We start from the raw sequence: 23,693 nt of genomic DNA, 5'->3' as shown, positions 1-23,693 counted from the left end.
TACTAAATATAAAAATTCTTAATAGTATAGATAAGAGGAAGTAGCCTCTTATTAGAGCAAATACCTTAGATACTGTTATTTTCTTTTATCAAAGTTAGTAGCTCAGAAATTATTTTCTGTTGAATATCAGGATTAACTTTTTGCTTGTATTGATAGACAGATTGCTTGCCAACCTCTAGATACTCGGCAAGTTCATTATCATGTGTTATTCCTAAAATATTTTTCATCTCAGAAATAATCTCAGGTGTAGTATAGATATCAGTCATTGGTAAATAATTCATTTACTTTAATTGTTTTTTATTGTACCATAATCTCATCTTTTACTTTGAGTTAGTCTATGAAAAAGCTGAAATTTATTGATCTATTTGCGGGTCTTGGAGGTACAAGAATTGGTTTCGAACAAGCATGTGAGGAACTAGGCTTTGCTAGTGAGTGTGTCTTTACGTCTGAAATCAAGCCTTACGCAGTTGAAATCTATAAGCACAACTTTAATGATGATGAGGTTTTCGGTGATATAACAAAGATAGATGAAAAGGATATACCAGCCTTTGACTATCTTTTAGGTGGGTTTCCATGTCAACCATTTAGTAATGCTGGCAAGCGCCATGGATTTGAGGATACTCGAGGCACGCTCTTTTTCGATATAGCCCGTATTATTAAGCATCACAAGCCTACAGGTTTTTTGCTTGAAAATGTGGATGGGTTAGTAACTAACGATAAAGGAAATATGCTCAAAACCATAGTGGGAGCGCTTGAAGAGCTGGGATACAATGTAAATTGGGAAGTACTCAATTCAAAAAATTTTGGCGTTCCTCAAGAGCGTAAGCGCGTTTATATAGTGGGTCATAGATATAATAAACCCGATATGAACAAGTTTGAAACAGTCACGAAGACTTTCTCCAGTATAAAAGAAGAAAATCTTGAGCCTTTAGTTAGTCCATTTACAGAACGGTTGTTAACCTTGTACGAATCTCCAAGTAAATTGATGGGTAAGGCCATTAAGGACAAACGTGGAGGAGCTGATAATATTCATAGTTGGGATTTGGAATTGAAAGGGAAGCTTAGTTCAGAGCAAAAAAATCTATTGAATATTCTACTAAAACAAAGACGTTCAAAAAAGTGGGCGGAAGTTATAGGTATTAAATGGATGGATGGTATGCCATTAACTTTAGATCAAATTTACTCTTTTTATTCGCACATAGATAAAAATGATTTAAAAGAGCTATTAGATGACTTGGTTTCTAAGAAATATTTAAGATTCGAGCATCCTAAGGAGCAGGTGGTTCGAAATGGCAAGCAAGTGCGCGAATACGCTATAGATAAGCCTAAGGGATATAATATTGTCACAGGTAAGTTAAGTTTCGAACTGAACAAGATCTTAGATGACAATTCTATCTCTCCAACGATCGTTGCTACTGAAGCAGATCGGCTAGGTGTCATAGATAACAATCAAATTCGACGTTTATCAGAGCGCGAGTGCCTAAGATTTTTTGGTTTTCCTGAAGACTACCAATCAAATATTGCTCATAAGGATCTTTATGATCTTATTGGCAACACAGTGGTAGTCCCAGTCATCAAAGAGGTAGCTAAGAGAATTATTTAGACTACATTCTATTTATAATGGACAGTTAAAGCGTCTTATATACTCTGACTCTACAGCTTGATACCAGTTGGGAAACTCTCTACTTCTATATCTGTCCACTACTAAAGACAAAGCAAAAACAAACTCTTGTCTGTTAGAAAATAAAGATACATTACTGCTTCTCCAGTTCTTAGGTCTGATATTTACAGGTTGATTTTGTTTGACCTGTAAGCTCAGAATATTCTTCTGAGAAGGGCCTGTTAGCTCCCACATGTTTTTTACCCAAAAATCATTAATAGTTATTACACCATTATCTGGATTACTTAGGTATGAAAATACCAAATGAGGTGTGTCTAATCTAGCAACATTTCCCTCCCATAAGCTTCGAATAAAAGCATCAAAATTAGCTAAATCAAAGTTTGGTCCTGCACTAGAATCAAAAGTTTTTACTTCTAAGTGAGATCCGTCACTAAGGATAAAGTCAGGCCAACTTTGGGAGTGAGCCCCCATCCTCCAAACTAAACCTTTACTAATCAGCCACTGTCCAAACCAATCTTGTATGGTGTTTCCAATGATATCTTTACTGATTACAACTGATTGGAAGCCAGCGTAATTAAAGTTTATTACCCCAGTCTGACCTATAATATTGTGCTCACTTATCAACGTCTCAATTCTATCAATTTCAGTCACTACAAACCTCTCATGCGATTTTGATTTTGATTTTGCCATATATCATAATTTCTATTGAATTCTTCGCGATTCGAATGACCCCTATATGTATGTTGAGTATTGTATAGAGCATCAACAAAATGTTCTCGACTTTGGAACGGCTGTACAGAGGTACGATTAGTAGAGTACCAAGTAATTGGTCGTATATTCTCTATATTATATATCTCATTAGGAGTGTGTCGATGGCGATACTTAACCTGACATTTTAGCGGATAGTCGCTAGACGTACCTGTTATTTCCCAAATTTTCTTCAGCCAAATATTCTCTATTTGTAACTGATGGTTGGTTATACTATAGCTGAGAATCAAATAATCAGATAGTAAGCGGTGAGGATTCCTTGCTAATGACGTACAGTAAGCTTCAAAATTGGCAATATCGAAAGCAGGACTGTTCCGAGCATTAAAAACCTTTACTTCCAGCAAGCGTTGTTGGTTTGTGTCACCAATATAAAAGTCAGGATAGTCTTGACTCCTATCACCACGAGTTATGTTATAACCTTGATCTATAAACCAAGCTCCCAACCACTCCTGTACCAAGTTTCCAATGCTATCTTTTCCTTTGATTTCTACTGAAAGATCTCCTAAAGTGAATATTGTACCTCCTACCAAGCTTGGTCGTATTCGATGTAATTCATTAAGAGCAATGATGCTTTGTGGATCATACATAACTAAAACCTTCAAATTATGATTTTATTTTGATACTACTGAAAATGAACGTGCCTCAACAAGAGAGGCAAACGATAAGATATAGTATTGAGTTGAATTTGTCGCCTAAAACAGTAAAAAATAGTTCATATTCTTGATAAACTATTAAACCATAATGATATTGATGCAAAACCCGTGTTTGGGCGGTCATGGCTGGTATCGGTTAAGGAGGGTAAGACGGACTTGAGTAGCGCGGGGCGTAGTGAGATTGTAAAGGTACCGATTACTTTTCAGAAGATACGGCCATTGATGTTTGAGAGGTAGTGAGATAGTGGTATAGTGAAGTTCTGTCCACTTTTGCTACTTGTCTCAGGAATTTTTATGAACTATGTATGTTCAGAGTGTGTGAATATAGAATCTATAAAGAATGAGAATTTTTTTAAATATGATGAAGAGTTATGTTTTTACTGTGGAAAAATAAAACACAACGTAGCTGAGAAAGAGAAGGTTATCTCTAGATTAGCTTTGAGGTTTTCAAATGCTATATTGCCATTATCAAAGTGTCCTACTTTTAATTATCAGATAAATTATTTAGATAATAAAGAATTAAAAGCTTCAAATATCTCAGATATGTTAAATGAAAACTGGTTGGGATGTGAGAATTTAAAAAATGATGTATTAATTCGGTTAAAAGAAGATTTATCTAATGATGATTATTTTGTTTATAACGATGGAGGCGCATACAAGAAAAATGATTACGATAATAAGTGGTCTGTTTTTCTGAGATCTATACATTACGAACATAGGTTTTTTAATCATGAGGCAAAAGAGTTTTTAGACTCATTATTTTCAATAATTCATGAAAATGATGTAATTAACTACGATATGATTTATGAACTAAATCCAAATATCCCCATATTTAGAGCAAGAATCGCAAACAAACCAGAAGAAAGAGCAAGAATTTATAGTGATCCTGCTAATGAACTTGGTGCAGCTCCTGTTAGTTTGGCTGGTGAGCAGCGAATGACGCCACAAGGCATTTCAGCATTCTACGGATCAGATAGTAGAGACATTGCTTTTAGTGAAATACGTGCTGCTGTAGGCGATGTGATAATGTCTGCTGAGTTTAGGTCTGTCAAAACCTTAAGACTTTTAGATCTAAATAAGCTGATAGAATTAAAAACAAAAAATATTTGTCCATTTAATAAGAATTTTGTTGAAGAATCTCATAAAACTAACTTTATAAAAAATATTAAATATCTGCTTTCAAAACCCGCATCTGAAAAAGATAAGTCGGTATATCTTAGAACGCAAGTAATATTTGAGTATTTATATGTTAAATTTGGTAATAGTATACATGGAATATTATTTAACTCAGTTCAAAATGATATGAGTGGAAATAATTTTGCTATATTTCCAAAGTGCTCTAAAGTTAAATATTTCAGTTATACATCTAGAAAAGTTGTTGAGAGCACAGAGATTATATCTGGAGAGTATGGTTTGTATATGTATTACTTATCTTTAGGAGAGGAAAAGCAAGACTATGTTACAATAAAAGATTTTTCTAAAGAAAAGGAATATTTGGAATTTATTGAAGAATCTCTCCAAGTGGATTACGTTTCGGCAGTAATAACTAGAACTAAAAAATTTAAAGTTGATGGTGGTGAGGGGCTTTATGAGTGGGAAAAGAGATAAAGGTATTTTTTTAAGAATCTTAGTGCTCCTTACCTAAAATCTTTAGCGAAAACCCACTTTAATAAGTGGGTTTTTTAAATTTTTAAGCAGGATAACTATACCAAATACGAATCCCAAAAAGTATCTCGTGATCTTTTTTGCATATGCGTTGAATTCGAGATTTAAATTCAAATTTAATCAACTCATAGCTTGGATGCTCATTAAAAAAATCACTCATATACTCTGAGCAAGACATCCTGACTCTATTATTATGACTTATGAAATCGCTACTATCTTCTAGTTCGTGCAGAGGATGCCATTCGGTAAAGATAATTTTACGTTTTATTGTCTTTTTAGTAGAAGTCAAACCTTCATCTATTAGGTACATCAACGCAGAATTTAAAGATAAAATATTCTCTTCAGCGTATCTCATCACAGCGTCATAAAGGGAAGGGGTCAAGCGTATCTGACTACGCTTCCATGTATCCTGAGACTGAAGCAATTCTTCTTTCAATATAAACGACATAGCTCTTCCAAGTGAAATATTATAGTTGACACTAATTATAGTTATGAACCAACATAGTGTCAACGACATTAATTATAGTGTCGTTATACTCATAAAAAAGCCCCATACATTCCCGTCGAAAGTTTTGTATGAGGCTACTAACTAAACCTAAGGTAAGGAGCTAGTATGTCTAGTTTAACAATTTATGCAACACAAATCACTATCCTTGACTACGATATTAATATGATCGATGGTCTCTACTCACTCAATGATGTACATAAAGCAAGTGGTGGTAAATCCAAGCACCAACCTTCTTTCTTTGTCCGTAACCAAGAAGTTCTTGATTTAGCAGAAGAAATTAAGCACTCTGCAAATTTGCAGAGTACCCAAGTACTATTGAAAGTCAATGGTGGACGTAAACGTGGTACTTATGCTTGTAAGGAGCTTGTATACCGTTATGCCATGTGGATTAGCCCTAAATTTGCCTTGATCGTTATACGCACTTTTGACGCATTGGTGACACGTACCGACGCCAAACAAAGAGAAGCCCTTGTTACTGCCTGCGACAGACTTGCGATTGGTAACACGCTACGTAGTGATGTATATAAAGCAGTTGCTCAGCATTTTGGTTATGAAAAAGTGACACAGATTCCAGTACCACTATTACCTGAAGCGGTGGCTTTCGTGTATGAAGCGATATTAGCGCGTCAAAAGCCAGTAGCAGCTATGGATGATGAAACAGTCGTTAATAACCGTATGTGGAAAGACATTGGTTTTACTAAGACTGAACAGGTATGCTGGATGACCAGTGATCTGACCAACTTACTATCGCAGGTTAGCCAAAAGGTTAATGAGATTAAGAGAGCGCACAGTACTATTTTTGACAGTTTCAATGAGCAAAGATGGTACGGCTTAACCCCAGATCAGCTTGAACGCGCGAACCAGCAAGCGAAGCGCTTCCTTTAAACCATGTCAGTAGCCCGTTTTGAAGAACCCACCGATTAAGGTGGGTTTTTTTGTCCTTGCTGTTATACGTGTGCGGTACTATGAGACGGCACCGTCAATTTGTTAAACCACAATGATATTGATGCAAAACCCATGTTTGGGCGGTCGTCATGGCTGGTATCGGTCAAGAAGGGTAAAACGGACTTAAGTAGCACGGGACGCAGTGAGATTGTGAAAGTGCCGATTACTTTTCAGAAGATAAGACTGTTGATGTTTGAGCGTTGATTGCCTGACAGTGTTGGTGGTTCATTCTATATAAAAAGCCTTGCTTCGATGAGCTGGCTTTTCAATATAGAAGATATATATTTTAGTTTAATATTCGATATGAAGTGTCCATTATTTTCTTTCTGAACACTCTATTCGCAATTCTATTCCTTTTCTCAATGTATATAGGTTCTCTGTCCTCATACTCATCACTATCCGTTTCAATAGTAAATAAATCTTCTGATTCAGCCTTAACCAAATCACCTATATATTCCCCCAGTAGGTTGTAAACCTTACTCTCTTTAAAATACCCACTTGTTAAACCATGTAAGTCTATAATTTCGCTATAAAAAATATAGCCTTTAGCTGTACCAAAAAAATCTACAATTTTTGGTAAGTTACCCTTTAACTTTTCCTTCTGAAATTTACTTAGGGCAAAGAAGTCTCCTTTATACTTAGGGATTTCTCCTATTGATAGTGCGCCTCCACAATTAAAAATTTGGCAGCTATCCATAGTGATTTTAGAGCCATGGTTATCGATCTCTATGCGCCCTTTATTATCAATTATAACTTTGGTTCCGCCGTAATTGGAGGATAACCTTTTTAATTCAACAATACCATCTGCCTTTATATCAAGCGTCAAATTAATAGTCCCTTGTTTAAGACGAGCTTCTATACGAGAAGCCACAGCATAGACATCGCAGTTTCCAACTAATGCAAAAAAAGTATTTCTATTTAAGTAACCAATTTTATTACCTTCACTATCATAGAAAACCGCATTAAAAAGAACCCTGCCTTCCTCTTCCTCAATCCAAATTATAGGCTTGCCGTTAATCTCTATAATTTTTTTGGTGTCTTCAAAGTAAGAATTTCCACATTTTATCTTTATATCTTCTGGATGTGGAAAATATGAGGAATTCGCAAAACCTCTTTTTTTGCAGTAGGGGTTAGCCTTACTCTCTTTAACAATGCGCTTAGGAAGGATACGTCGAGTAACTTCATCATGATGCTCACTACATAACAACGCTATATGATCAGGATGGTGCTCCAAAGCATCACAGAATAATGGATCAATGTGTTCATAATCCACCAACATTTTTCCGCAAATTACACATCCATATCCGTCTTGCCTCCTTACAGTCCTTTTGACCTCTGTTGGAATGGTTCTAGATAGACCATGTTTGTTAACTACTGGAACGGATTTTTTATTTGACATGTTTCCCTACCAAGCTAATATTAATTAGCTGCTATTTTAGCATGGTGTTACTAGATGGAAATGCATACTGTATCGTCACAATAACTTTAAGATTAGATGTGCTTTTTACGCTTCCAAACCGCGGAACACGTCTTAGCCGCACTTAAAAGCTTTGTCACAATACCCTTATACCAATCAATTATTAAGGGTAATTGTCGATGAGCTATACAACACAACAAAGCGCGCACAGCACGCACACACTCACCGCCACAGATGGCAGTAAAACCAAAGCATACAAGCGCTATGAACAAGGCACTATTACTGGCCGCTACCGTGATATTCAGGCTGTCCTCTCGGACAATACAGGTTTTGATGGGCATGGTTTTGATGCGTCTGCTGGCAGTGCCGATGATGACTGGTATGTGTTAAACGCCTTTGATGCCAATGATACATATATCGACACGGTAGCCGTGGGTAGTGCGATGGATGAAGACCACGCTGTACAGGTAGCTGCCAGTTATTTTACTTATCTTGATGCAGGCTATTTTGCCGTGGTCAGTAGCGCTGACACTAGCAATGAATCTGCTACTTGGTCTATTGATGCCATTACTAAGCTGCTAAGTAATCCATCGCAGGACGTGCATTATTTGCGTGTGGTAACGGCCAAAGAACTGCATGATGAGGCACAGCGTGTCACCTATGACAGCGCTCAATGGCAGAGTGATTTTACGCTGGCAAGTCATCAAGGCAGCATCGGAAATCTATGCCATGACCTCTTAAAGGTCGATACGCATCAAGAAATGCTATCACCATTTGATATTGCCACAGAATTGAAAGAAATCGGCGCGTCATCAATCAGCGACGTGCAATTTGATTCGCTGATGGCGTCTAAGAGCCGTCTGTCCATGCTCAAAGATCGTCTTTTTAAAGCGATGGCAAATGTGGCGGTTGAGGGTATCGCAGTCACCAATGTCACCGAAACCAAGCCGTTCAAGCGCGCTGGCACGATGAACATTGCATTTATATTTGACCTATCAGATAGTCAAAAACTCTCTATTTGGTTCCACAGCCCCAAAGAAACGCCCAGTAACGTACTGCCTGATGATGTGATGGTGAGTTGGAAATGGATGCTCAACAAACGTGATGTTACCGCGGCGCTATCACCACCAAACGGCGATAACGTGCAGATGCCAACGCTGGCAGGTCGCATCATGCGCTTGGCGGCTAAAAACAGTAAGCGCTTTAAAGCGGCGCAGGTACGCGCGGCCAATCTTGATAAAGAGCTGGAAGAGGCCGAGGCCGAAGCCGAAGAAAAGCGAGGCATCCTCAATCAGTTGGATAGTGACATTACTGATCTGCAAGACAAGATTAATGCAGCCATCAATGCACCATTGTTATCAGAAGGCACTGATACAAGGTTTAATGTGGTAGAGCCAAACGAGCAGGGCAAAGTAGAGTTTGCGGAGCTTGACGACGACCAAATTGAGGCGCTGAGTAAAAAGTTACTAGATACCTCAGACATGAAGCAGTCAGAGCGTAAAAAGGCAGTAAAAAATTGGCTGGCTGAAAATTTACAGCACAAAGCGATTAAAGCTGTCGATGGTAAAAAGATTCAGTTTGATTCTAAAATTAGTGTTGATCACCTGGCGTTTAACAGTCGCCGCAATGTCAGTAAGGCAATGCTGGTGCCATTTATTACCGAGGTCTTTGCTAAGGGAGAATATATTGGCCGCGAAACACCAAATCATGATAGAAAAAATAAAAATATCATTGGTTTTCACGTTTATCGCAAATGGGTTGAGCTTCCTAACCAGTACAAGGTACATCTTGAAGTTCACGCCGCTGAATTGGATAACGGCATTTTTGAATATGTGGGTTATAACCACAAAAAGATAGACAGCAAAAAGGCTACACCCTCAGACCAGACAACACTTGATAGTGTTCGGACAAATGAGACGGTAGCCTTTAGTGAAAATTATAGCTTTGACAGTTTGCAAAGTCAAGAAAGTCAAGAGCTGTTCAAAATACTGCAAATCATTGATCCTAATGGTAAAGAAGTCTATGAAAGTGACATTGCTGCGCCTACTACCGTTGAAGATACCAGCACATCCGATATCGCAATTACCAACAACCAACCAATCACTACAGGCAAAACCAACAACGCCAAAACGGTCGGTGGCAATAAAATCGCCAGCACGTTTGCCTTGGTAGAAGCCGATAGCCTCATTGCCTCTCATAGTGCCAGCGGCGCTGAAAACCCCAACTACCCGCAAGAGCTGCAACCGCGCGACCGCAGCCGCAGCGAGTCCATCGCGTGGGTGCAGAAAATGGCAAAGTCCTTAGATCCTGAGTCATTAGGCCGTACCCGTCGCGTAGATTCAGGCGCGCCGATTGTCAGTGATGATTTAGTGGTTGAATCAGGCAATGGCCGTACCATTGCCATCAAACTGGCTTATCAAAATGGCGATGCCGAAGAGTACCGCCAGTACCTATCTGATAATGCTGCCATGTTTGGTTTCACTGCTGACCAAGTTGCCAAGTACAAACACCCTGTATTAGTGCGTGTCCGTAAAACAGCGGTCGATAGAGTCGCCTTTACTGTTGAAGCCAACCAAGACGACAAGCTGAGCTTTACCGCGTCTGAGCGCGCGAAAAGTGATGCTAAGCGTATCAGCGATGCCATGCTATCACTGCTTAGCCCCAGCGAAAGCGGCGACCTACTGGCAGCAAGCAATCGTGAGTTCATCAAAAAATTCTTAGGCAGTCTTGGCGCCGAAGAAGCCGCGCAATACACCGATAGCAACGGTGCGCCGACCCGCGCGTTAGAGTCTCGCATCAAAGCGGCCATCTTTAACAAAGCTTATGATGATGATCGACTGCTAGAAATGATGGCAGATCAAGCCAGCCCTGAATTGCAAAATACCCTGAATGCACTTACCCAAGCCGCGCCAAAGTTTGTTGAAGCGCGTGCTGCCAATCTAGTGCAAGCCCAAGATACTGCCGAGAGTCTGATTGACGGCATTGAGCAAACGCTTGATGACCAAGTGCAAGCGGCCATATCCGATGCGACCAATATGATTATGAATGCCAAGCAAAATGACCAAGGCGTAACAGAGTACGTGCGCCAGCTGGGACTTTTTGAAGAAGTTGAAGACGGCGTAGCAGAATTGGCCGTATTTTTGGCACAAAACGCACGTAGTGCCAAGAAAATGGCCGAACTATTTGCTGCAATGGCGGACTACATCAAAAACGACAACAGCGCCCGCCAGAATCTCGATATGTTCGGTGAGTCTGCACCGCTATCCATCAATGACGTGGTACGTCATGCAATGAGTGTCGTACAACCAGCTGAGCCTAAAGATGCAGAACCCACAAACACAGAGCCAAAGGCTGAGTCTATGACCACGCCCGCCGATGATACAGAAGCAACTACCGCAAGTGTCAGTGAACCAGAGCTTACGAGTGTCAATGAGCGCGACCAAGTGCAGGCGCGTCTTGATGAGTTAGAGCAGGCGATGAACCGTCCTGATTATGACGTATCAACTTACAATCCCGACGAGCTGATGGCGCTCAATACTCAGGCCACAGCCCTTGATGATACTGAGCTGCTAAATCAGGTATCGCGTATCAGCAATAAGTCGGTTGCACTGACCACGGCGGCCATCATGCAGCAGATGCAACAAGGGCAGGGGGCGTAAGCAATGAGCCAACTTTGGGAGGAAAAAGGCCTAAACCCCAAGCTGATTGCCAATATTCAGCCCGTCATCGAAGAAAACATCGAAGGCGGGCAGGGCAATCAGGTATACACCGTTGATAGCAGCCAAACGCCAGTTAAGGCGTTGCTGTCTGAGGCGGACATTAACGTCGAGTCACAGTACAGCACACCGTTTGAATCCTCAAACCCCGAAACACGGCTGCCTAACTTGATGGGCGCACTGCAATCAGGGCAGGCAAATGCAGCCTTTTACAGCTTTTTTGCACTTAATGGCGACCCTCAAGGTTTTGTGCAATCAGCAGCCGAGGCGGTAGGGCTAGATGGGTTCACAACTCAAATACGCCAAGGGTTTGAAGAGCAGATGAGGGGTTTAAAAGACCGTTCAAATTTTACCAAACTCAACAGCCGACAGATATACACGTCCAGCAGCTCAGTGCGTATCAGCGCGACGTTGGTTTTTGAAGCATGGAGTGATGCGAAAAAGGAAGTCGAAGATCAAGTTGAGAAGCTGCAAATGTGGGCCTCTGCTACAGAACTTTCGGCAAAATCTTTGGTTGTTAGTGGCCTGCAGGATGGTTTTTCTGAAGCGATGTTTCCTTCCATTATTCCGCCGCTGGTTCAGTTCCAGTACGGCGGTAAAACTTATAAGCCGCTGGTAGTGGAGAGTGTATCGACGCCCATCGTGGCCCCTATGAATAAAAACGGCGACCGTATCGCCTTACTGGTACCCGTGGTCCTTTTGTCATTGATGGCATGGGATGCCCAAAACATTAAAGAATTGAGACGCTGATTATGACCGAATCTATGAATACTGTATCGCTACTGCATGACACCGTACAGCTGAACGATATTACTTTTAACCAAGCCATTGATATTGCCAAGTCATTCCCGCAAGCGCGCAATGAAGCACGTATTGGCGCGCTGATTGGTCACGTCACGGGTGATAGTCAGTTGGCAAGACGCTTGACTGCCAGTGAGCGCTATTACTTCTTACTGCGCCATCAGGACGCCACGCAAAACGGCTATACCGAAAAGCGATTTAATATTGACGACTATGTAATGCCGAATACCGTGCAATCAGACGTACCAGACAGCGTGTCCATCAACGATGACTTGCATATAGGTCACCTGTATGGCGCGCACGTACAAGTGCTTGAGCAAAAATGTGAGAACGCGGCCGACTGGATGAATGGACAAATACTTTGTCAGATGTACGGCAATATTTCATCACTTTTGGGCGGTGATGAAGCAGTCTATTGGAAAAAAATCCCTGCCAGTGCCAGCGATGCTGAGATAAACAAGGCCATTGAAGAGCGACTGCCTTTTTTGTCGGAGCGTTCTGCAAACAGTGAGTACAACGACTTGGCACAAGTATTTTCTGAAAAGGTGCTGCAACTAGACCATTTTGTCAATCTGAACGTGCATACCGATGGGCTGGTTGTGGACTGTGTAGAGGAGGGTAAAGGCATACCGCCGCGCCGATTTCTATGTCTTTCAGCCATTGGGGGAGTCGCTGGAGACCTCATCAGCAGCTTTGGTTAATGCGCTACTTACAGATGCCTACGCCATCGCGGAACACGGAAAAATGAGCCTGTCAGATGCCCTTAATATGGGCATAGGGTTTTTGGAGATATACAAAGACTCGGACGCACTTAAATACGCACAGCGCGCTACTGACTATCGAGCAAACTTTGAGGCTGCCATGTTAAGCCGCTTAGATGCGCTCATTAAGGTCATTAGTAGACGGTAGCGATTTCGTTAAACCTACTAGCTTAGTAGTTGGCTGAACACATAAAACAGCGCATACGCGCTAAGGAGTAACACGGCATGAGCCACAAGGTCGCTACCGCAAAGATTGCGCTGGCAAACATTGTAGGTAACGGTGCGAATGTGGCTGCTGTCGGCGCGGGCGGAGAAGTCTTTGCCCGCGAACTTGGTCAGACGCATTTGTTTCTTTACCTCAACCTACCTATTTGGGTGTTTTTTGCATTGACTGTAGTGCTGGCGGCTGTTGGTTCGGTTGCCTCGCTGTACGTCGATGTGATGAAAGAAGCACAGCTTTCCTATAGCCAAAAATTCATGAATTTAACGATGGGTTTTTTGGCGGGTTTGGTGGGTGCTTTTGTCGTACTGCCTACCTTTGTACCGAACCCGACGATGGCCGTGCTAATGCTAACAGGCTTATGCGCCAGCTTTGCAGGCGTGCTACTGATATTTAATATCGGTGAGTTTTTACGCAGTGCGGAGCTGTGGTCAGGTCTAAAAAAGATTTTGACGGTCTTTACTTTGCAAGGGGCCAAAAGTGTAGTCATGGGTAGACTCAGATTGCTGGCCGCGTGGATTTTAAAGGGGGATGATAAGTGAACCTTTTATATATTCTGCTGGACTGGCGCACGATAAACACCATCACCCCATTTATCGGTATGGCTCTATGTGTGTATTTATTACTGAGTAAGCACGCCTGCACTGTACAAAAATCCGTATCGACTATCTTGGCGCTTGGTGTGTTGTCTTGGCTCATGCTCACTTGGGCAGATTTTGGCAGTACCGTTTTTGAGCCCTCTTATCAAAGTACGATTGCGCGTGTTGGCATGGTCGTCATGATGTTCTTTGCGGCATTTGTCTTGCGCCGTTCTACCAAGAAAAATCGAGCCTTATATATTAAAAATACCATCTTATCCGCCGAAAACGAGCTGTTAAAAGAGCAGCTTGACATCATGCGCGGCGTTAAACCTACACAGGAGTAATATTTTATGACGGCCACAGCAGTAGTAACCGATACTGATATTTTTAGTGCCTTACGCGGGCACGTTGAGAGCACGACAGTGCTTACTCAGTTGATTGTCGATATGACAAACAAAGCAATGGATGCGGGAATGCGCGACGAGCTTATCGAGCGCTTGGGCGTAACGCCTGCGGCATCAACGGAAACGCGACCGTATAATCTTACATTAGCCAATCTGCGTAAGGTCTATCCTAACGTCAATGCAGATGCGATTCCTATTATTTTGAAACTAGCACCGCAATACGATATTTTAACGAAAAAGCAGATGTGCGCGTTTATTGCCACTTGCATCGTTGAATCTAACGGATTTAACAGCAAGCGCGAAAGTTTTGCTTATACAGCGGCACGATTACGTCAAGTATTTAGTTCTCGCATTTCATCTATTTCAGCTGCCAAGAACCTGATTGCAAAAGGGCAGGTTGCCGTCGCGAATCACTTGTACGGTGGTCGCTATGGCAATCGCCCTGGTACCAACGACGGTTGGGATTACCGTGGGGGAGGTGTTATTCAAAATACCTTCCGCAGTAATTATTATATTCTGCAAAACATGACGAAAATTCCGTTCGGTGAGAATCCGAAACTTATCGAAGACTTGGAAAATTCGGTCAAGGCGGCAATGGCCTTTTGGCAACTCAATGGCTGTAATGCCAAAGCGGAAAAGATTAACACTTATGACGATGGCTATACCTTAAATACGCTAACGTCAAAGGGTATCGAGACTAAAAACTATGAAATGAACTATGGCGCCCGTATCGTGCGCCAAACGGTCAACGGCGGTTTAAATGGCTATGAGCACTTTTGCCAAACGCTTGAAAAGTGCCTGCGTTATTTGTAATTTAAACTGCTTTCAGCAACCAAAACCCGCCAATACAGGCGGGTTTTTTCATGCTTGAACCCACGGAACACCAGCCAAGCACGCGGTTTATGTCAGTAATAATAAAGCACTGACACTTAACCAATCATGGACACTGCAAATGACCGATGACACACAAGCTAACAATGCCCAGATAAGCGCAGAAAACCAAGCTAAAGCGCTACAAGCCCAAAAAAACCTTCAAGTGCTTACCATGCTTCGCAATGCAAAAACCGTCGAAGAGCAGCAGGCGGCTATTAAAGCAGCTATTGAAGTATTGCAAGCGAATACGCCTAGTAGCAGTGCAATCGCCCAGCCTGAAACCACTGCACCCATCAAAGAGAAAACAGCAGCCACATCACCCATGTTTGACCGTGATACGGTCGACGTGCCTGTGAGCACCTCCAAACGACAAACGGCCAATAATGCCGCGATTGCACTACTGGAAAAAATCGAAGCTGAAAATCTAAACCGTGACGATTTAAGCGATGATGAAATTCAAACATTAGCACGGTACACGGGCAGTGGTGGCGGCTTGACGGCCAAAAACGGTAAGCGTGGCAGTGCCACGGAATACTACACACCTAAAGCGCTGGCAAGTGGTCTATGGACTTTGGCGGAAGCGTGCGGCTTTAACGGCGGCAAAGTGCTTGACCCCTCCGCAGGGACGGGGATTTTTGCGGCGACCAGTCCCGACAATGCCGTTATTGACAGTATCGAGTTAGACGGTGTATCAGGCGGTATCGCAAAAATTTTGAATGATGGTACACGTAGCAATACGGTAGTGTCATCGTTTGAGAAGCAGGCGCGCGCGATGGCGGATGACAGCGTGGATATGGTCATCACAAACGTACCTTTTGGCGATAACAAGACGCGCGGTAAAAACAAACTTGATGATGAGGCGTACCGTGATGAATCGCTAGAAGGCTATTTTATCTTACGCTCTCTTAATAAATTAAAACCAGGTGGCTTAGCCATTTTTGTGGTACCAACGTCAGTTATATCTGGCCGTAGAACAGAAAAGGTCAAGCTGCGCCAAAAAACCAGTCTTCAGGGTGAGTTTTTAGGGGCGTATCGTTTGCCTAATAGCGTGTTTGCACAGACAGGCGCGGATGTCACCACGGATGTTGTGGTCTATCGTAAGCACAGTCGTGACGCCTTAGACAAAATTGACGAACTATACCAAGCTGGGGAAATGCAAGCGCTTACCGATGCCAATGTGTTTTGGGATGAGTACCTAAGTGGCAATTACTTTAAAAAATCAGGCAAAAAGTTTGTGCTTGGTGAGATTCAAGAAACCAAAGACAGATGGGGCAAGACGGTTGAAACCGTATTTAGCACCAAGCCTACGCCTGAGATTGCCAAGCTCATACAAAAAGTAGGAGGCAGCCGTATCGACTGGGCCATGCTAGATGCTACCGAAGCCGCAGCGATTGAATATCAAAATGGCGATACTGTCTTTCAAGATGGTCAACAGCTTCAATATAAAGATGGCGTATGGGCAGCACTGACCGATACGGTCACAGATACCGAGCGTGAAATTCAAGAGCAGCTGGTCCATGTTGGCAGCGCTTTAGCTATGATTGAAAATAATATCGGCTATGATGATATTAAGGCACTGCAAAAATACAGCCAAGATACGGGGCAGGCGGGCTTACTGCCTGAATTTACGCTACAGATGCTAAGACGCTTGGATATGACCACCGACGCGCACCGTAACGCGGCGTGGCGCTGTGTGCTTGCTTCCCAAGCCGTTGAAGAGGTCATCGACACCCATGGCTACGGCTATGATTACAAAGGCAATTACCCTGAACTGACCGACTTTCTAAAAACCGCCTATTTGGATGGGAAAAACACCAAGCTGACAGGTGAGCCAAAGCAGGCCCACAAGCTGGTCGCTATGTATTATGCAGCAGGCAAGTACAATGCAGTATGGCGTGGCGATATGGATGCCACTGTGGATGACAGCGCAGCGGCAGACTCTTATCAAAGCAAGCTGGCACGTATCCAATATCAAAATAAGAGTCTATCGGTTACGCCTGAGCAGCTGGCAAGCATCCATCCTGAAATTGACCCATTGACGCACGATGACTGGTTCATCAACCACGATGGCAGTCAAGTTATTGCCGCCAACGACTTTTTGGTCGGCAGCTTGTCAGAACGACTGGCAGATATTGACGTCCATATTAAACAGGCGACTGATCCCGCAGTCAAAGCCAAGCTTGAGCGTCAAAAACTTATTGCGCGTGAAAATGTCACGGCAATTGATGTTAAAAAGTTGGAGCTGGATTTACGCACGCCACTGATCAGCGCTGAAGACAAGGTGCGCTTTTTAAAGCAATCGGTACATAAAGATGCACTGGTTGCTTTTGACGCTTACGGCAAGGCAACAGCTGATATCGACGTCAAAACGCCGCGTATGGATACTGATAAGCTGTACAACCGTATTGGTGACTGGATTGCTAACGGCACAGTACGCTTGAGTGGTGTAAAGCTAGACGATATGAGCGAACGTGACGCGCTTAACTGGCTATCTAAAACCATCAATGAAGCCAATATCAAGTTTGGTTTATGGGTGCGCTCGAGTAAACAAATCATGGATGCCCTCACTGCTAAAGTGACCGATGAGCGCAACCTATTCTTTTCTCAGAACGACGATGAATCACCGATTGATATTGCTGGCATGAATCCTAAGCTGCAGCTGCATGGTTATCAGAATGCCTACGTTCGCAATCAAGGGCGCTTTTTTGGAGGCATTAATGGTATGCAGGTCGGCTTAGGTAAAACCTTTTCCGCACTTGCCAGCACCCAGCACGCGCATAACATTGGCGTTAAGAAAAAAACCTTATTTATCGTGCCTAACAGCGTATTGTCGAACTGGCGTAAAGAAGCGGCTTTCGCTTATCAAAATACGGACGATGCTATTTTTGTCGGTCTACGTGCAACGGGGGATAAATTCCGCGTACATTCCAACAAATACGATGAAGACTTGCTTGCCGCGATTGACGGCCAGTACCGAAAAATCTTTATGACCTTTGAAGCGTTTAAACGCATTCGTCTAAAAAATGAAACCATCGAAGACTACGTGCGCTATATCCAGCTCAATGACCGTGCCTACGCGGACCATGACACGCATAAGAAATCAGAGCAGTCTAAAGGCATGGCTGCAAATATGATTGACAAGCTCACCATTAATAGTAATGCACCCTATTTAGAAGATATGGGCGTGGATAGCGTGGTCATTGATGAAGCACACGCTTATAAAAATTCTATTGATGCGCCTGGTACCGACAGCGATATCAAGTTTTTATCACAGCCTAATAATTCAGCGCGCGGCGAAGATGCTCAAGCCAAGCTGTTTTATATTCGTGGCTTATCTCCAAACAATGATGGTGTGCAGCTTTTGAGCGCAACGCCTATCACCAACAGTCCGTTAGAGATTTACGCCATGATGTCGCTGGCTAGTGGCCGCGATACCGTCAACCGTATGTGCGGTGGGATATTGGGTGCTGACGACTTCATTCAAACCATGTGCCAAATTGAAGAAGAGGTCATGCCCACCATCGACGGCGGCCAGCGCTCGCAGAACGTCTTTGTCGGTATCCGCAACGCGCAAGTTTTGCGTGGCTTGGTCAAAGCAAACACCCTGATTAAGACAGCAAATGACGTTGGTATGTCGGTGGTTATCCCTGATCGTGAAGAGACAGCGACCAAGGTTAAGCTTGATGACGCGGTTAGTGATAATCTGAAAAAATTCCAATCCGCTTATTCAGTGGCTCGCATGATGATTAAAGACAAGCTGCCCGATTATCTGAATGACCCGCATCACCCAGACAGTCCTTTTAATCCACAAAGCCCAGTACAGCAAATCATGAGAAAGTACGGCGAGGATATCGAGCTTGTAGCGCATCCCTTTAACCTTATCCGTAAAATGGATGTGATGATTGCGGATGATGATTTTAGCGATATGGTGTCGTTTTATGATTTTGATACTAAGGACAAAAATAAGGTTGAAGAGCTATTAGCACAGTTTAATAAGAAAGCGTACAACGATGAGCGCAAGCGTCCCAGTGAATATACTGATGAAGATGATGCGTCGCCTATCTATGTGGGCACTGGAAAGAACAAAGAGCTAAAAGGCTATAAGATTACGTGCCGTGCTGATGTAATTATTAACGATGGCCGTGACCGCATTATGGTTGATACGCTCAACAGCAAGTTGCAGGCACGTTTTGAGGCGATGGCAGACAAAGCGGGTGTTTCTTTAAATGTCACCGTGTCCGCTAAAGTGGCTGCAATGCTGGATAATGTCAAAACTGAGATTGCCAATCCGCGCGGCGTACAGGCGGACGGCTCAAACAGTAAAATCGTGAAGCAAATCATCTTCTGTGACCATCTATTTTTGCATAATAAAATTAAGCGATTGCTTACCAAGATGGCGGGTATCAAGGCAAATAAAATTGCCATCATCACAGGGCAGACAAACAACGAACCCGACCAGATGATTGATATTCAAGATGGTTTTAATGCTGAAGGTGAAGACAACCAATATCAGGTCATTATTGCCAATAAAAAGGCCGAAGTGGGTATCAATCTGCAAAAAGGCACGCAGGCTATCCACCACTTAACCACAGGCTGGACGCCCGATAGTTTGGAGCAGCGTAACGGCCGCGGCGCACGTCAAGGCAATAAGACTGAGAAAGTGGCTATTTATCATTACGATGCCGACGGTACATTTGATGAATTTAAGCGGTCTATGATTGATAAAAAAGATGAGTGGATCAGTAGCGTGCTGGCAAGTGATGGCGGCGATAATATCGCGGTCAGTGGCGGCCTTAGTCGTAAAGAGCAGGATGCGCTCATTACCAAAATGGGTGATGCTGATGCTATTCGCGCTTATCAAGAAAGCAAAGACCAAGAAGAGGTGCAAGCACGTCGTGAGGCTGTCAAGCAGCGCCAAAAAATCCGTATGGACATTATTGACGAACAAGTGACGTTTTTACGCGGTTCCAATGCCAATAAGTTTTTGGAACAGGCGATTATCGACGTGGTGACCATCATTCGAGATAACGTCAAGCTGTATAAAAAAATCAATAATCCTGATTCTACTGCCCGTGAAGAAACGCGGCGTAAAAATCAAAACAAATACGATAACGTGAAAGCGATTGCCTTGGATAAGCTCAAGGATATATTGGCAGGCGTGTTGGTAAGCAAAAGAGCAGCAGACGGCACACTATTATCTATCGTCGTTCCTGAAAAAATAAACGCTGAATGGGCTTATGACCGTGTGTTAGAGGGTAGTTCGAATTTCAAACCATCAGAAACTTTTTACTGGTCAACTGTCTTTTATAGCCGAGTTTTCAAAAAAGAAATGGGCTACGATATTATGCTCACTGTAGATGAAAGTAGTGAATATCAAGCCATGTTCGATGAAGCAGCACAGACAGCAAAAGCATTGATTGAAAACTCTATTGCCGCGTCAAACAAAGTCATTGTTGATTCTGGACTTAATGACGACTTACTACCTGAAGAGGCGCAAGATATGCTTTTGCAGGGCAATGCGGAAATTATTGACGGTGTGTATGTGCAAGTTGGGGCCCTATACTTCAAAAAGGATAGTGATTTGTTGGACGTGCGGATGGTTGACAAACACTTTCGCGGTAAGGGCTTTACTTATAGAGACTACCAAAAGATTTTGGCTGTTGATGATACCCCTTTGATGTCGTCTGAAAAGAAATACAACCCTTCTGACGCTGGCTATATGGATATGCTAAAAGCGGCTGCCAAAGCTGAAGACCATTGGTACGAACGCGGATTATTAAGCGAAGACAAGGCGATTTTTAGTAAAAATATTCCCGAAGTAGCGGAATACCGTGATAAAAGTATTATGCCTAGATGGAAAATAGGTAACAGATATCAAAAGCACGCAAAAATTGAAAATTGTGCTTTAGGTATGATGTTGCCAATAGATGTTTTTGCTTCGGACACCAGTTTTTCAAAAGCAGCCTTAAAAGCTTATGAAAATCTAGGGATTAACATAGATTTAGAAGACAGGTCATTTAAAACATCACTAGAGAAACCAGTTACAAAAGATGCTTTTGGTTATGGATCAGAATTATTTTTGCAGAATCTAAAGGCTATTATCAAGACGGTCAATGAGCCACTGAAAAACATAGATATCAAAATTATGGATTCTTCCTTATCAAGGCTGATATTGAGATTTTGTCATTTAAAAAATGATATAGATGTAGAGGCTGTCAATAGATTCATGGTAGAAACTGCTACCTTGAAAGAGGGTGAGCGTATGGATGCAAACGCTGCTGCCATCCACTTTTTTGATACGCATGTTGATTTAAACTCGCTATTGGCAGATATTTATATCGGTGACGATGAGAAAATAGACATTGTTAATAGTTTGTACTACAGGCTTAAAGGTGACTATGTCAGTTTCTTAAACGTATACAATAATACAGTAAGGAAAATTGACGCTGATAAAAATGCGAAAAAGCCTAAAGATGACTCAGATGAGGACTATTCAGTTTATATCAGTGGCAATACTAAAGACCATAAAGACACAATTAAAGATTACGCTTCACGATATGGCAGCATTGTATCTCGCGGTAGAAAATATATATGGCATGGCAAGAAAAAGGTATGGATTATTAGTCACAATGCCTATAAAGTAATGATTAAAGAAAACCCCAGTTTAGAAAATGAATTGACAATGGAAAAGGCAGATTAAAATGACTTTGAATTATTTATTCAACCCAGAAGATGTAGCAAAAAAGACAGAAGAAAGCCGTGCTACATTCCAAAAGAAGCAACCAGGTGTCGATTTTACAGAATTTGCAGCTGGCGTTATTTATGAGCGACTAAAGGGCGATATTCGGCACTATCGCGTATACGGCCCCTATTGGTGGGCGCTCAAAGACGTGCTACAGCGTCAAGATTTCAATGTAGGCGATGAAATGGATGGTGAGCTTAAAGCGCAATACGCGCAAGCCAGCGATGCTGAAACCATACAAGCAGCAGATATGTTCTTTTTGCAGATGAGTCGAAAGGTTATGAAAGGGCATAACAGCTGGACCATTCAGAACGGCAAGGACGATTACGTGCTTTATGATGCCGATATGGAAGAGCGACGAAGTGTGACAGATAGCGTGTACGACTTCTAACAGTAGGCCCTAAACAAGAAAAAACCCGCATGAAGCGGGTTTTTTTATGAGTGCGACTCTTGTCGTTAGATACAGGCTCGTGGGTCGCTTAACGCTGCCAACATTCTGCTGGTAACCCTAAAGGGACTCATACAGCTATGCTATCACAAGGAGTAGTCTTTACAAGTATAGAGCTTCTGAATAACGTCGTCTTGACTCATGCCAGCTTCGTTAAAAATAAATTCTTCAATCTCGTTCATGGCAACACGTAGCCTCTTTTGACTGACTTGTATGTATTGCAAAGTTACATCATCAGAAGAGGTTGAATTACGGTGATTCATTAAGCGCTTAATCACAGACATATTAGTATTCAATATATCACCGACTGTAGAAAAGGTACGGCGCAAGTCATGTGGTGTGATATGTATGCCTGACATATCACTGATATGCCCATATTGCTTGGAGATATCGGTTAAGCCTGTTTCGCATGATTTTATTCTTGACGGAAAAACCCAAGGTTGAGTGGCGCCGTAAAGATAGCGGTGTCTTAACATAGAGTGTATGACCCTGCCTAAAGGTAGATGCAATGGATCACTATTTTTGGTTTCGGTAATAGTCATTGTGCCATGTTGCAGGTCAATATTGTCCCATTTTAAATTGTATCCTTCGCTGGCACGTATACCAGTGCATAGAAATAGCAGCATGATATCCCGTGCATTATTGCTGTGGGGCTGCATAGTATGAAAATCTTCGCTACGAAAATTCAGCAGTATTTTGACGTAGTTACCCATAGTATCTTCGTTTAAATGCCGCGTTCGAGGTTTAACAACATTCCATAGCCGTTTTGCTGTCAAAATATCAATAGGGCTTGGTTTTATGATTGTAGATTCGGATTTGTCTAAATAGCTTAGACGTGCAAAATTCCATACGGCGTTAAGCGCCCGCATAGTTGCATTGGCTTGTGAAGGACTGACGCGGGTGAGTTCTAAATGTTTTTCTGTAATGTGGCTTTGCATAATATCGTTTAAAGGCATATCCAACCAATCAGATAATTTGCCTTTGATTTGACGATCGTAGGTGGCTATAGTTTTAGGTTTAAGACTAGGTTTATGCGATACGTAGTATTGGTAGGCTTCCGCAAGGGTAGGTACAGTGATAGGCTCTACACTTTCAAATGGGTTTTCACCCTTCATCAGGATTGCAATAGCAGACATTGCAGACTCACGAGCGTCTTGCAAAGTCATTATCGAACAATCACCTAAAGACTTTCTTATCATCTTTCCGTTGATTCTTTTACTGATCATATAGCTTTTAGTGGTTTTATGTGTACGCACTGCAAAACCATTAACGACTTCATCTTGATAGACAGTTGCTTTGTCGGAAAAATCGAGACTGTCTATAAAGCGCTTGGTCAACTTAACCTTTGCCATCAATACCACCTTTGATACGTGTTTTTTGCATTATCATAGCTGATATTCAATATTATCAGAAGTGCCCATATAGTGCCCATGACTGTATTTTCAATGGATAAGAAGGCTATAAAGCAAAACCATCAGGCAATAAAAAACCCTTTAAAATCATAGACTTTAAAGGGTTTGAATTTGGTGGGCCCAGTAGGACTTGAACCTACGACCAAAGGATTATGAGT

General features: G+C 42.3%; 17 protein-coding genes. 11 read left to right on the top strand and 6 right to left on the bottom strand.

Translation table 11 applies throughout. From position 1 onward, the window contains the following. Nucleotides 1–65 precede the first annotated feature (65 nt). Nucleotides 66–266 carry a helix-turn-helix domain-containing protein gene (locus tag JIE71_RS00735; RefSeq protein WP_199506821.1) on the bottom strand — a complete coding sequence of 67 codons (201 nt, stop codon included), beginning with the start codon at nucleotides 264–266 and terminating at the stop codon, nucleotides 66–68. Between the two features lie 71 nt (nucleotides 267–337). On the opposite strand from JIE71_RS00735, the gene dcm reads away from it, so the two are divergent. After that, complete coding sequence (dcm, locus tag JIE71_RS00730; protein WP_199506820.1) at nucleotides 338–1,603, top strand: DNA (cytosine-5-)-methyltransferase; 1,266 nt, start codon at nucleotides 338–340, stop codon at nucleotides 1,601–1,603. A gap of 12 nt (nucleotides 1,604–1,615) precedes the next feature. On the opposite strand, the gene JIE71_RS00725 is transcribed toward dcm, so the two are convergent. Both JIE71_RS00725 and JIE71_RS00720 read right to left on the bottom strand, forming a co-directional pair. After that, nucleotides 1,616–2,311 (bottom strand): NgoBV family restriction endonuclease, encoded by a 696-nt coding sequence (locus JIE71_RS00725; protein ID WP_199506819.1) that lies wholly within the window; start codon nucleotides 2,309–2,311, stop codon nucleotides 1,616–1,618. Next, nucleotides 2,272–2,976, bottom strand: coding sequence for an NgoBV family restriction endonuclease (locus JIE71_RS00720; protein ID WP_199506818.1), 705 nt, complete (start codon nucleotides 2,974–2,976; stop codon nucleotides 2,272–2,274). The genes JIE71_RS00725 and JIE71_RS00720 overlap by 40 nt, the downstream gene beginning before the upstream one ends. 384 nt (nucleotides 2,977–3,360) lie before the next feature. On the opposite strand from JIE71_RS00720, the gene JIE71_RS00715 reads away from it, so the two are divergent. After that, nucleotides 3,361–4,650 (top strand): RES family NAD+ phosphorylase, encoded by a 1,290-nt coding sequence (locus JIE71_RS00715; RefSeq protein ID WP_323126898.1) that lies wholly within the window; start codon nucleotides 3,361–3,363, stop codon nucleotides 4,648–4,650. Between the two features lie 82 nt (nucleotides 4,651–4,732). Here the strand turns inward: JIE71_RS00715 and JIE71_RS00710 are convergent, their stop codons facing one another. After that, complete coding sequence (locus JIE71_RS00710; protein WP_199506816.1) at nucleotides 4,733–5,155, bottom strand: hypothetical protein; 423 nt, start codon at nucleotides 5,153–5,155, stop codon at nucleotides 4,733–4,735. 165 nt (nucleotides 5,156–5,320) lie between these two features. Between JIE71_RS00710 and JIE71_RS00705 the strand changes: the two genes are divergently transcribed. Further along, nucleotides 5,321–6,100, top strand: coding sequence for a KilA-N domain-containing protein (locus tag JIE71_RS00705; protein WP_199506815.1), 780 nt, complete (start codon nucleotides 5,321–5,323; stop codon nucleotides 6,098–6,100). A gap of 346 nt (nucleotides 6,101–6,446) precedes the next feature. Here JIE71_RS00705 and JIE71_RS00700 read toward each other — a convergent pair whose 3' ends face one another. Next, the gene (locus JIE71_RS00700) at nucleotides 6,447–7,559 is read right to left on the bottom strand and encodes an HNH endonuclease signature motif containing protein (protein WP_199506814.1); all 1,113 of its coding nucleotides are present in this window, start codon (nucleotides 7,557–7,559) and stop codon (nucleotides 6,447–6,449) included. 197 nt (nucleotides 7,560–7,756) lie between these two features. Between JIE71_RS00700 and JIE71_RS00695 the strand changes: the two genes are divergently transcribed. The 8 genes from JIE71_RS00695 to JIE71_RS00660 all read left to right on the top strand — a co-directional run bounded on the left by JIE71_RS00695 (nucleotide 7,757) and on the right by JIE71_RS00660 (nucleotide 22,066). Next, nucleotides 7,757–11,236 carry a hypothetical protein gene (locus tag JIE71_RS00695; RefSeq protein WP_199506813.1) on the top strand — a complete coding sequence of 1,160 codons (3,480 nt, stop codon included), beginning with the start codon at nucleotides 7,757–7,759 and terminating at the stop codon, nucleotides 11,234–11,236. 3 nt (nucleotides 11,237–11,239) lie between these two features. Continuing rightward, entirely contained in the window at nucleotides 11,240–12,043 is an 804-nt protein-coding gene (locus JIE71_RS00690) for a hypothetical protein (RefSeq protein ID WP_199506812.1), read from the top strand. A 2-nt stretch (nucleotides 12,044–12,045) separates the two neighbouring features. Further along, nucleotides 12,046–12,795 (top strand): hypothetical protein, encoded by a 750-nt coding sequence (locus JIE71_RS00685; RefSeq protein ID WP_199506811.1) that lies wholly within the window; start codon nucleotides 12,046–12,048, stop codon nucleotides 12,793–12,795. A 285-nt stretch (nucleotides 12,796–13,080) separates the two neighbouring features. Beyond that, on the top strand, nucleotides 13,081–13,617 hold the full coding sequence (locus JIE71_RS00680; RefSeq protein ID WP_199506810.1) for a hypothetical protein: 537 nt from the start codon (nucleotides 13,081–13,083) through the stop codon (nucleotides 13,615–13,617). Continuing rightward, nucleotides 13,614–14,000, top strand: a complete 387-nt coding sequence (locus tag JIE71_RS00675) for a hypothetical protein (RefSeq protein WP_199506809.1) — start codon at nucleotides 13,614–13,616, stop codon at nucleotides 13,998–14,000. The genes JIE71_RS00680 and JIE71_RS00675 overlap by 4 nt, the downstream gene beginning before the upstream one ends. Nucleotides 14,001–14,006: 6 nt before the next feature. Next, a complete protein-coding gene (locus JIE71_RS00670; RefSeq protein ID WP_199506808.1) occupies nucleotides 14,007–14,873 on the top strand; it encodes a glycoside hydrolase family 19 protein in 867 nt (288 codons plus the stop codon). Nucleotides 14,874–15,012: 139 nt separating this feature from the next. Continuing rightward, entirely contained in the window at nucleotides 15,013–21,633 is a 6,621-nt protein-coding gene (locus JIE71_RS00665; RefSeq protein WP_199506807.1) for a helicase-related protein, read from the top strand. A 1-nt stretch (nucleotide 21,634) separates the two neighbouring features. Further along, nucleotides 21,635–22,066: a hypothetical protein gene (locus JIE71_RS00660; protein WP_199506806.1), complete on the top strand. Its 432-nt coding sequence runs from the start codon at nucleotides 21,635–21,637 to the stop codon at nucleotides 22,064–22,066. 143 nt (nucleotides 22,067–22,209) lie between these two features. Here the strand turns inward: JIE71_RS00660 and JIE71_RS00655 are convergent, their stop codons facing one another. Beyond that, a complete protein-coding gene (locus tag JIE71_RS00655; RefSeq protein ID WP_199506805.1) occupies nucleotides 22,210–23,475 on the bottom strand; it encodes a tyrosine-type recombinase/integrase in 1,266 nt (421 codons plus the stop codon). Nucleotides 23,476–23,693: the final 218 nt, after the last annotated feature.

The sequence above is a fragment of the Psychrobacter sp. bablab_jr014 genome, from assembly GCF_016464015.1.
Taxonomy (GTDB): domain Bacteria; phylum Pseudomonadota; class Gammaproteobacteria; order Pseudomonadales; family Moraxellaceae; genus Psychrobacter.
Note: the sequence above shows the minus strand (reverse complement) of the source record. Positions and strands in the feature narration are given on the sequence as shown.

Bases quoted from the DNA above. Each gene is read 5' to 3' on its own strand.
- JIE71_RS00725 (WP_199506819.1), bottom strand. From the start codon at position 2,311: ATGGCAAAATCAAAATCAAAATCGCATGAGAGGTTTGTAGTGACTGAA.
- JIE71_RS00695 (WP_199506813.1), top strand. From the start codon at position 7,757: ATGAGCTATACAACACAACAAAGCGCGCACAGCACGCACACACTCACC.
- JIE71_RS00705 (WP_199506815.1), top strand. From the start codon at position 5,321: ATGTCTAGTTTAACAATTTATGCAACACAAATCACTATCCTTGACTAC.
- JIE71_RS00670 (WP_199506808.1), top strand. From the start codon at position 14,007: ATGACGGCCACAGCAGTAGTAACCGATACTGATATTTTTAGTGCCTTA.
- JIE71_RS00665 (WP_199506807.1), top strand. From the start codon at position 15,013: ATGACCGATGACACACAAGCTAACAATGCCCAGATAAGCGCAGAAAAC.
- JIE71_RS00690 (WP_199506812.1), top strand. From the start codon at position 11,240: ATGAGCCAACTTTGGGAGGAAAAAGGCCTAAACCCCAAGCTGATTGCC.
- JIE71_RS00685 (WP_199506811.1), top strand. From the start codon at position 12,046: ATGACCGAATCTATGAATACTGTATCGCTACTGCATGACACCGTACAG.
- JIE71_RS00735 (WP_199506821.1), bottom strand. From the start codon at position 266: ATGACTGATATCTATACTACACCTGAGATTATTTCTGAGATGAAAAAT.
- dcm (WP_199506820.1), top strand. From the start codon at position 338: ATGAAAAAGCTGAAATTTATTGATCTATTTGCGGGTCTTGGAGGTACA.
- JIE71_RS00660 (WP_199506806.1), top strand. From the start codon at position 21,635: ATGACTTTGAATTATTTATTCAACCCAGAAGATGTAGCAAAAAAGACA.
- JIE71_RS00710 (WP_199506816.1), bottom strand. From the start codon at position 5,155: ATGTCGTTTATATTGAAAGAAGAATTGCTTCAGTCTCAGGATACATGG.
- JIE71_RS00700 (WP_199506814.1), bottom strand. From the start codon at position 7,559: ATGTCAAATAAAAAATCCGTTCCAGTAGTTAACAAACATGGTCTATCT.
- JIE71_RS00655 (WP_199506805.1), bottom strand. From the start codon at position 23,475: ATGGCAAAGGTTAAGTTGACCAAGCGCTTTATAGACAGTCTCGATTTT.
- JIE71_RS00680 (WP_199506810.1), top strand. From the start codon at position 13,081: ATGAGCCACAAGGTCGCTACCGCAAAGATTGCGCTGGCAAACATTGTA.
- JIE71_RS00720 (WP_199506818.1), bottom strand. From the start codon at position 2,976: ATGTATGATCCACAAAGCATCATTGCTCTTAATGAATTACATCGAATA.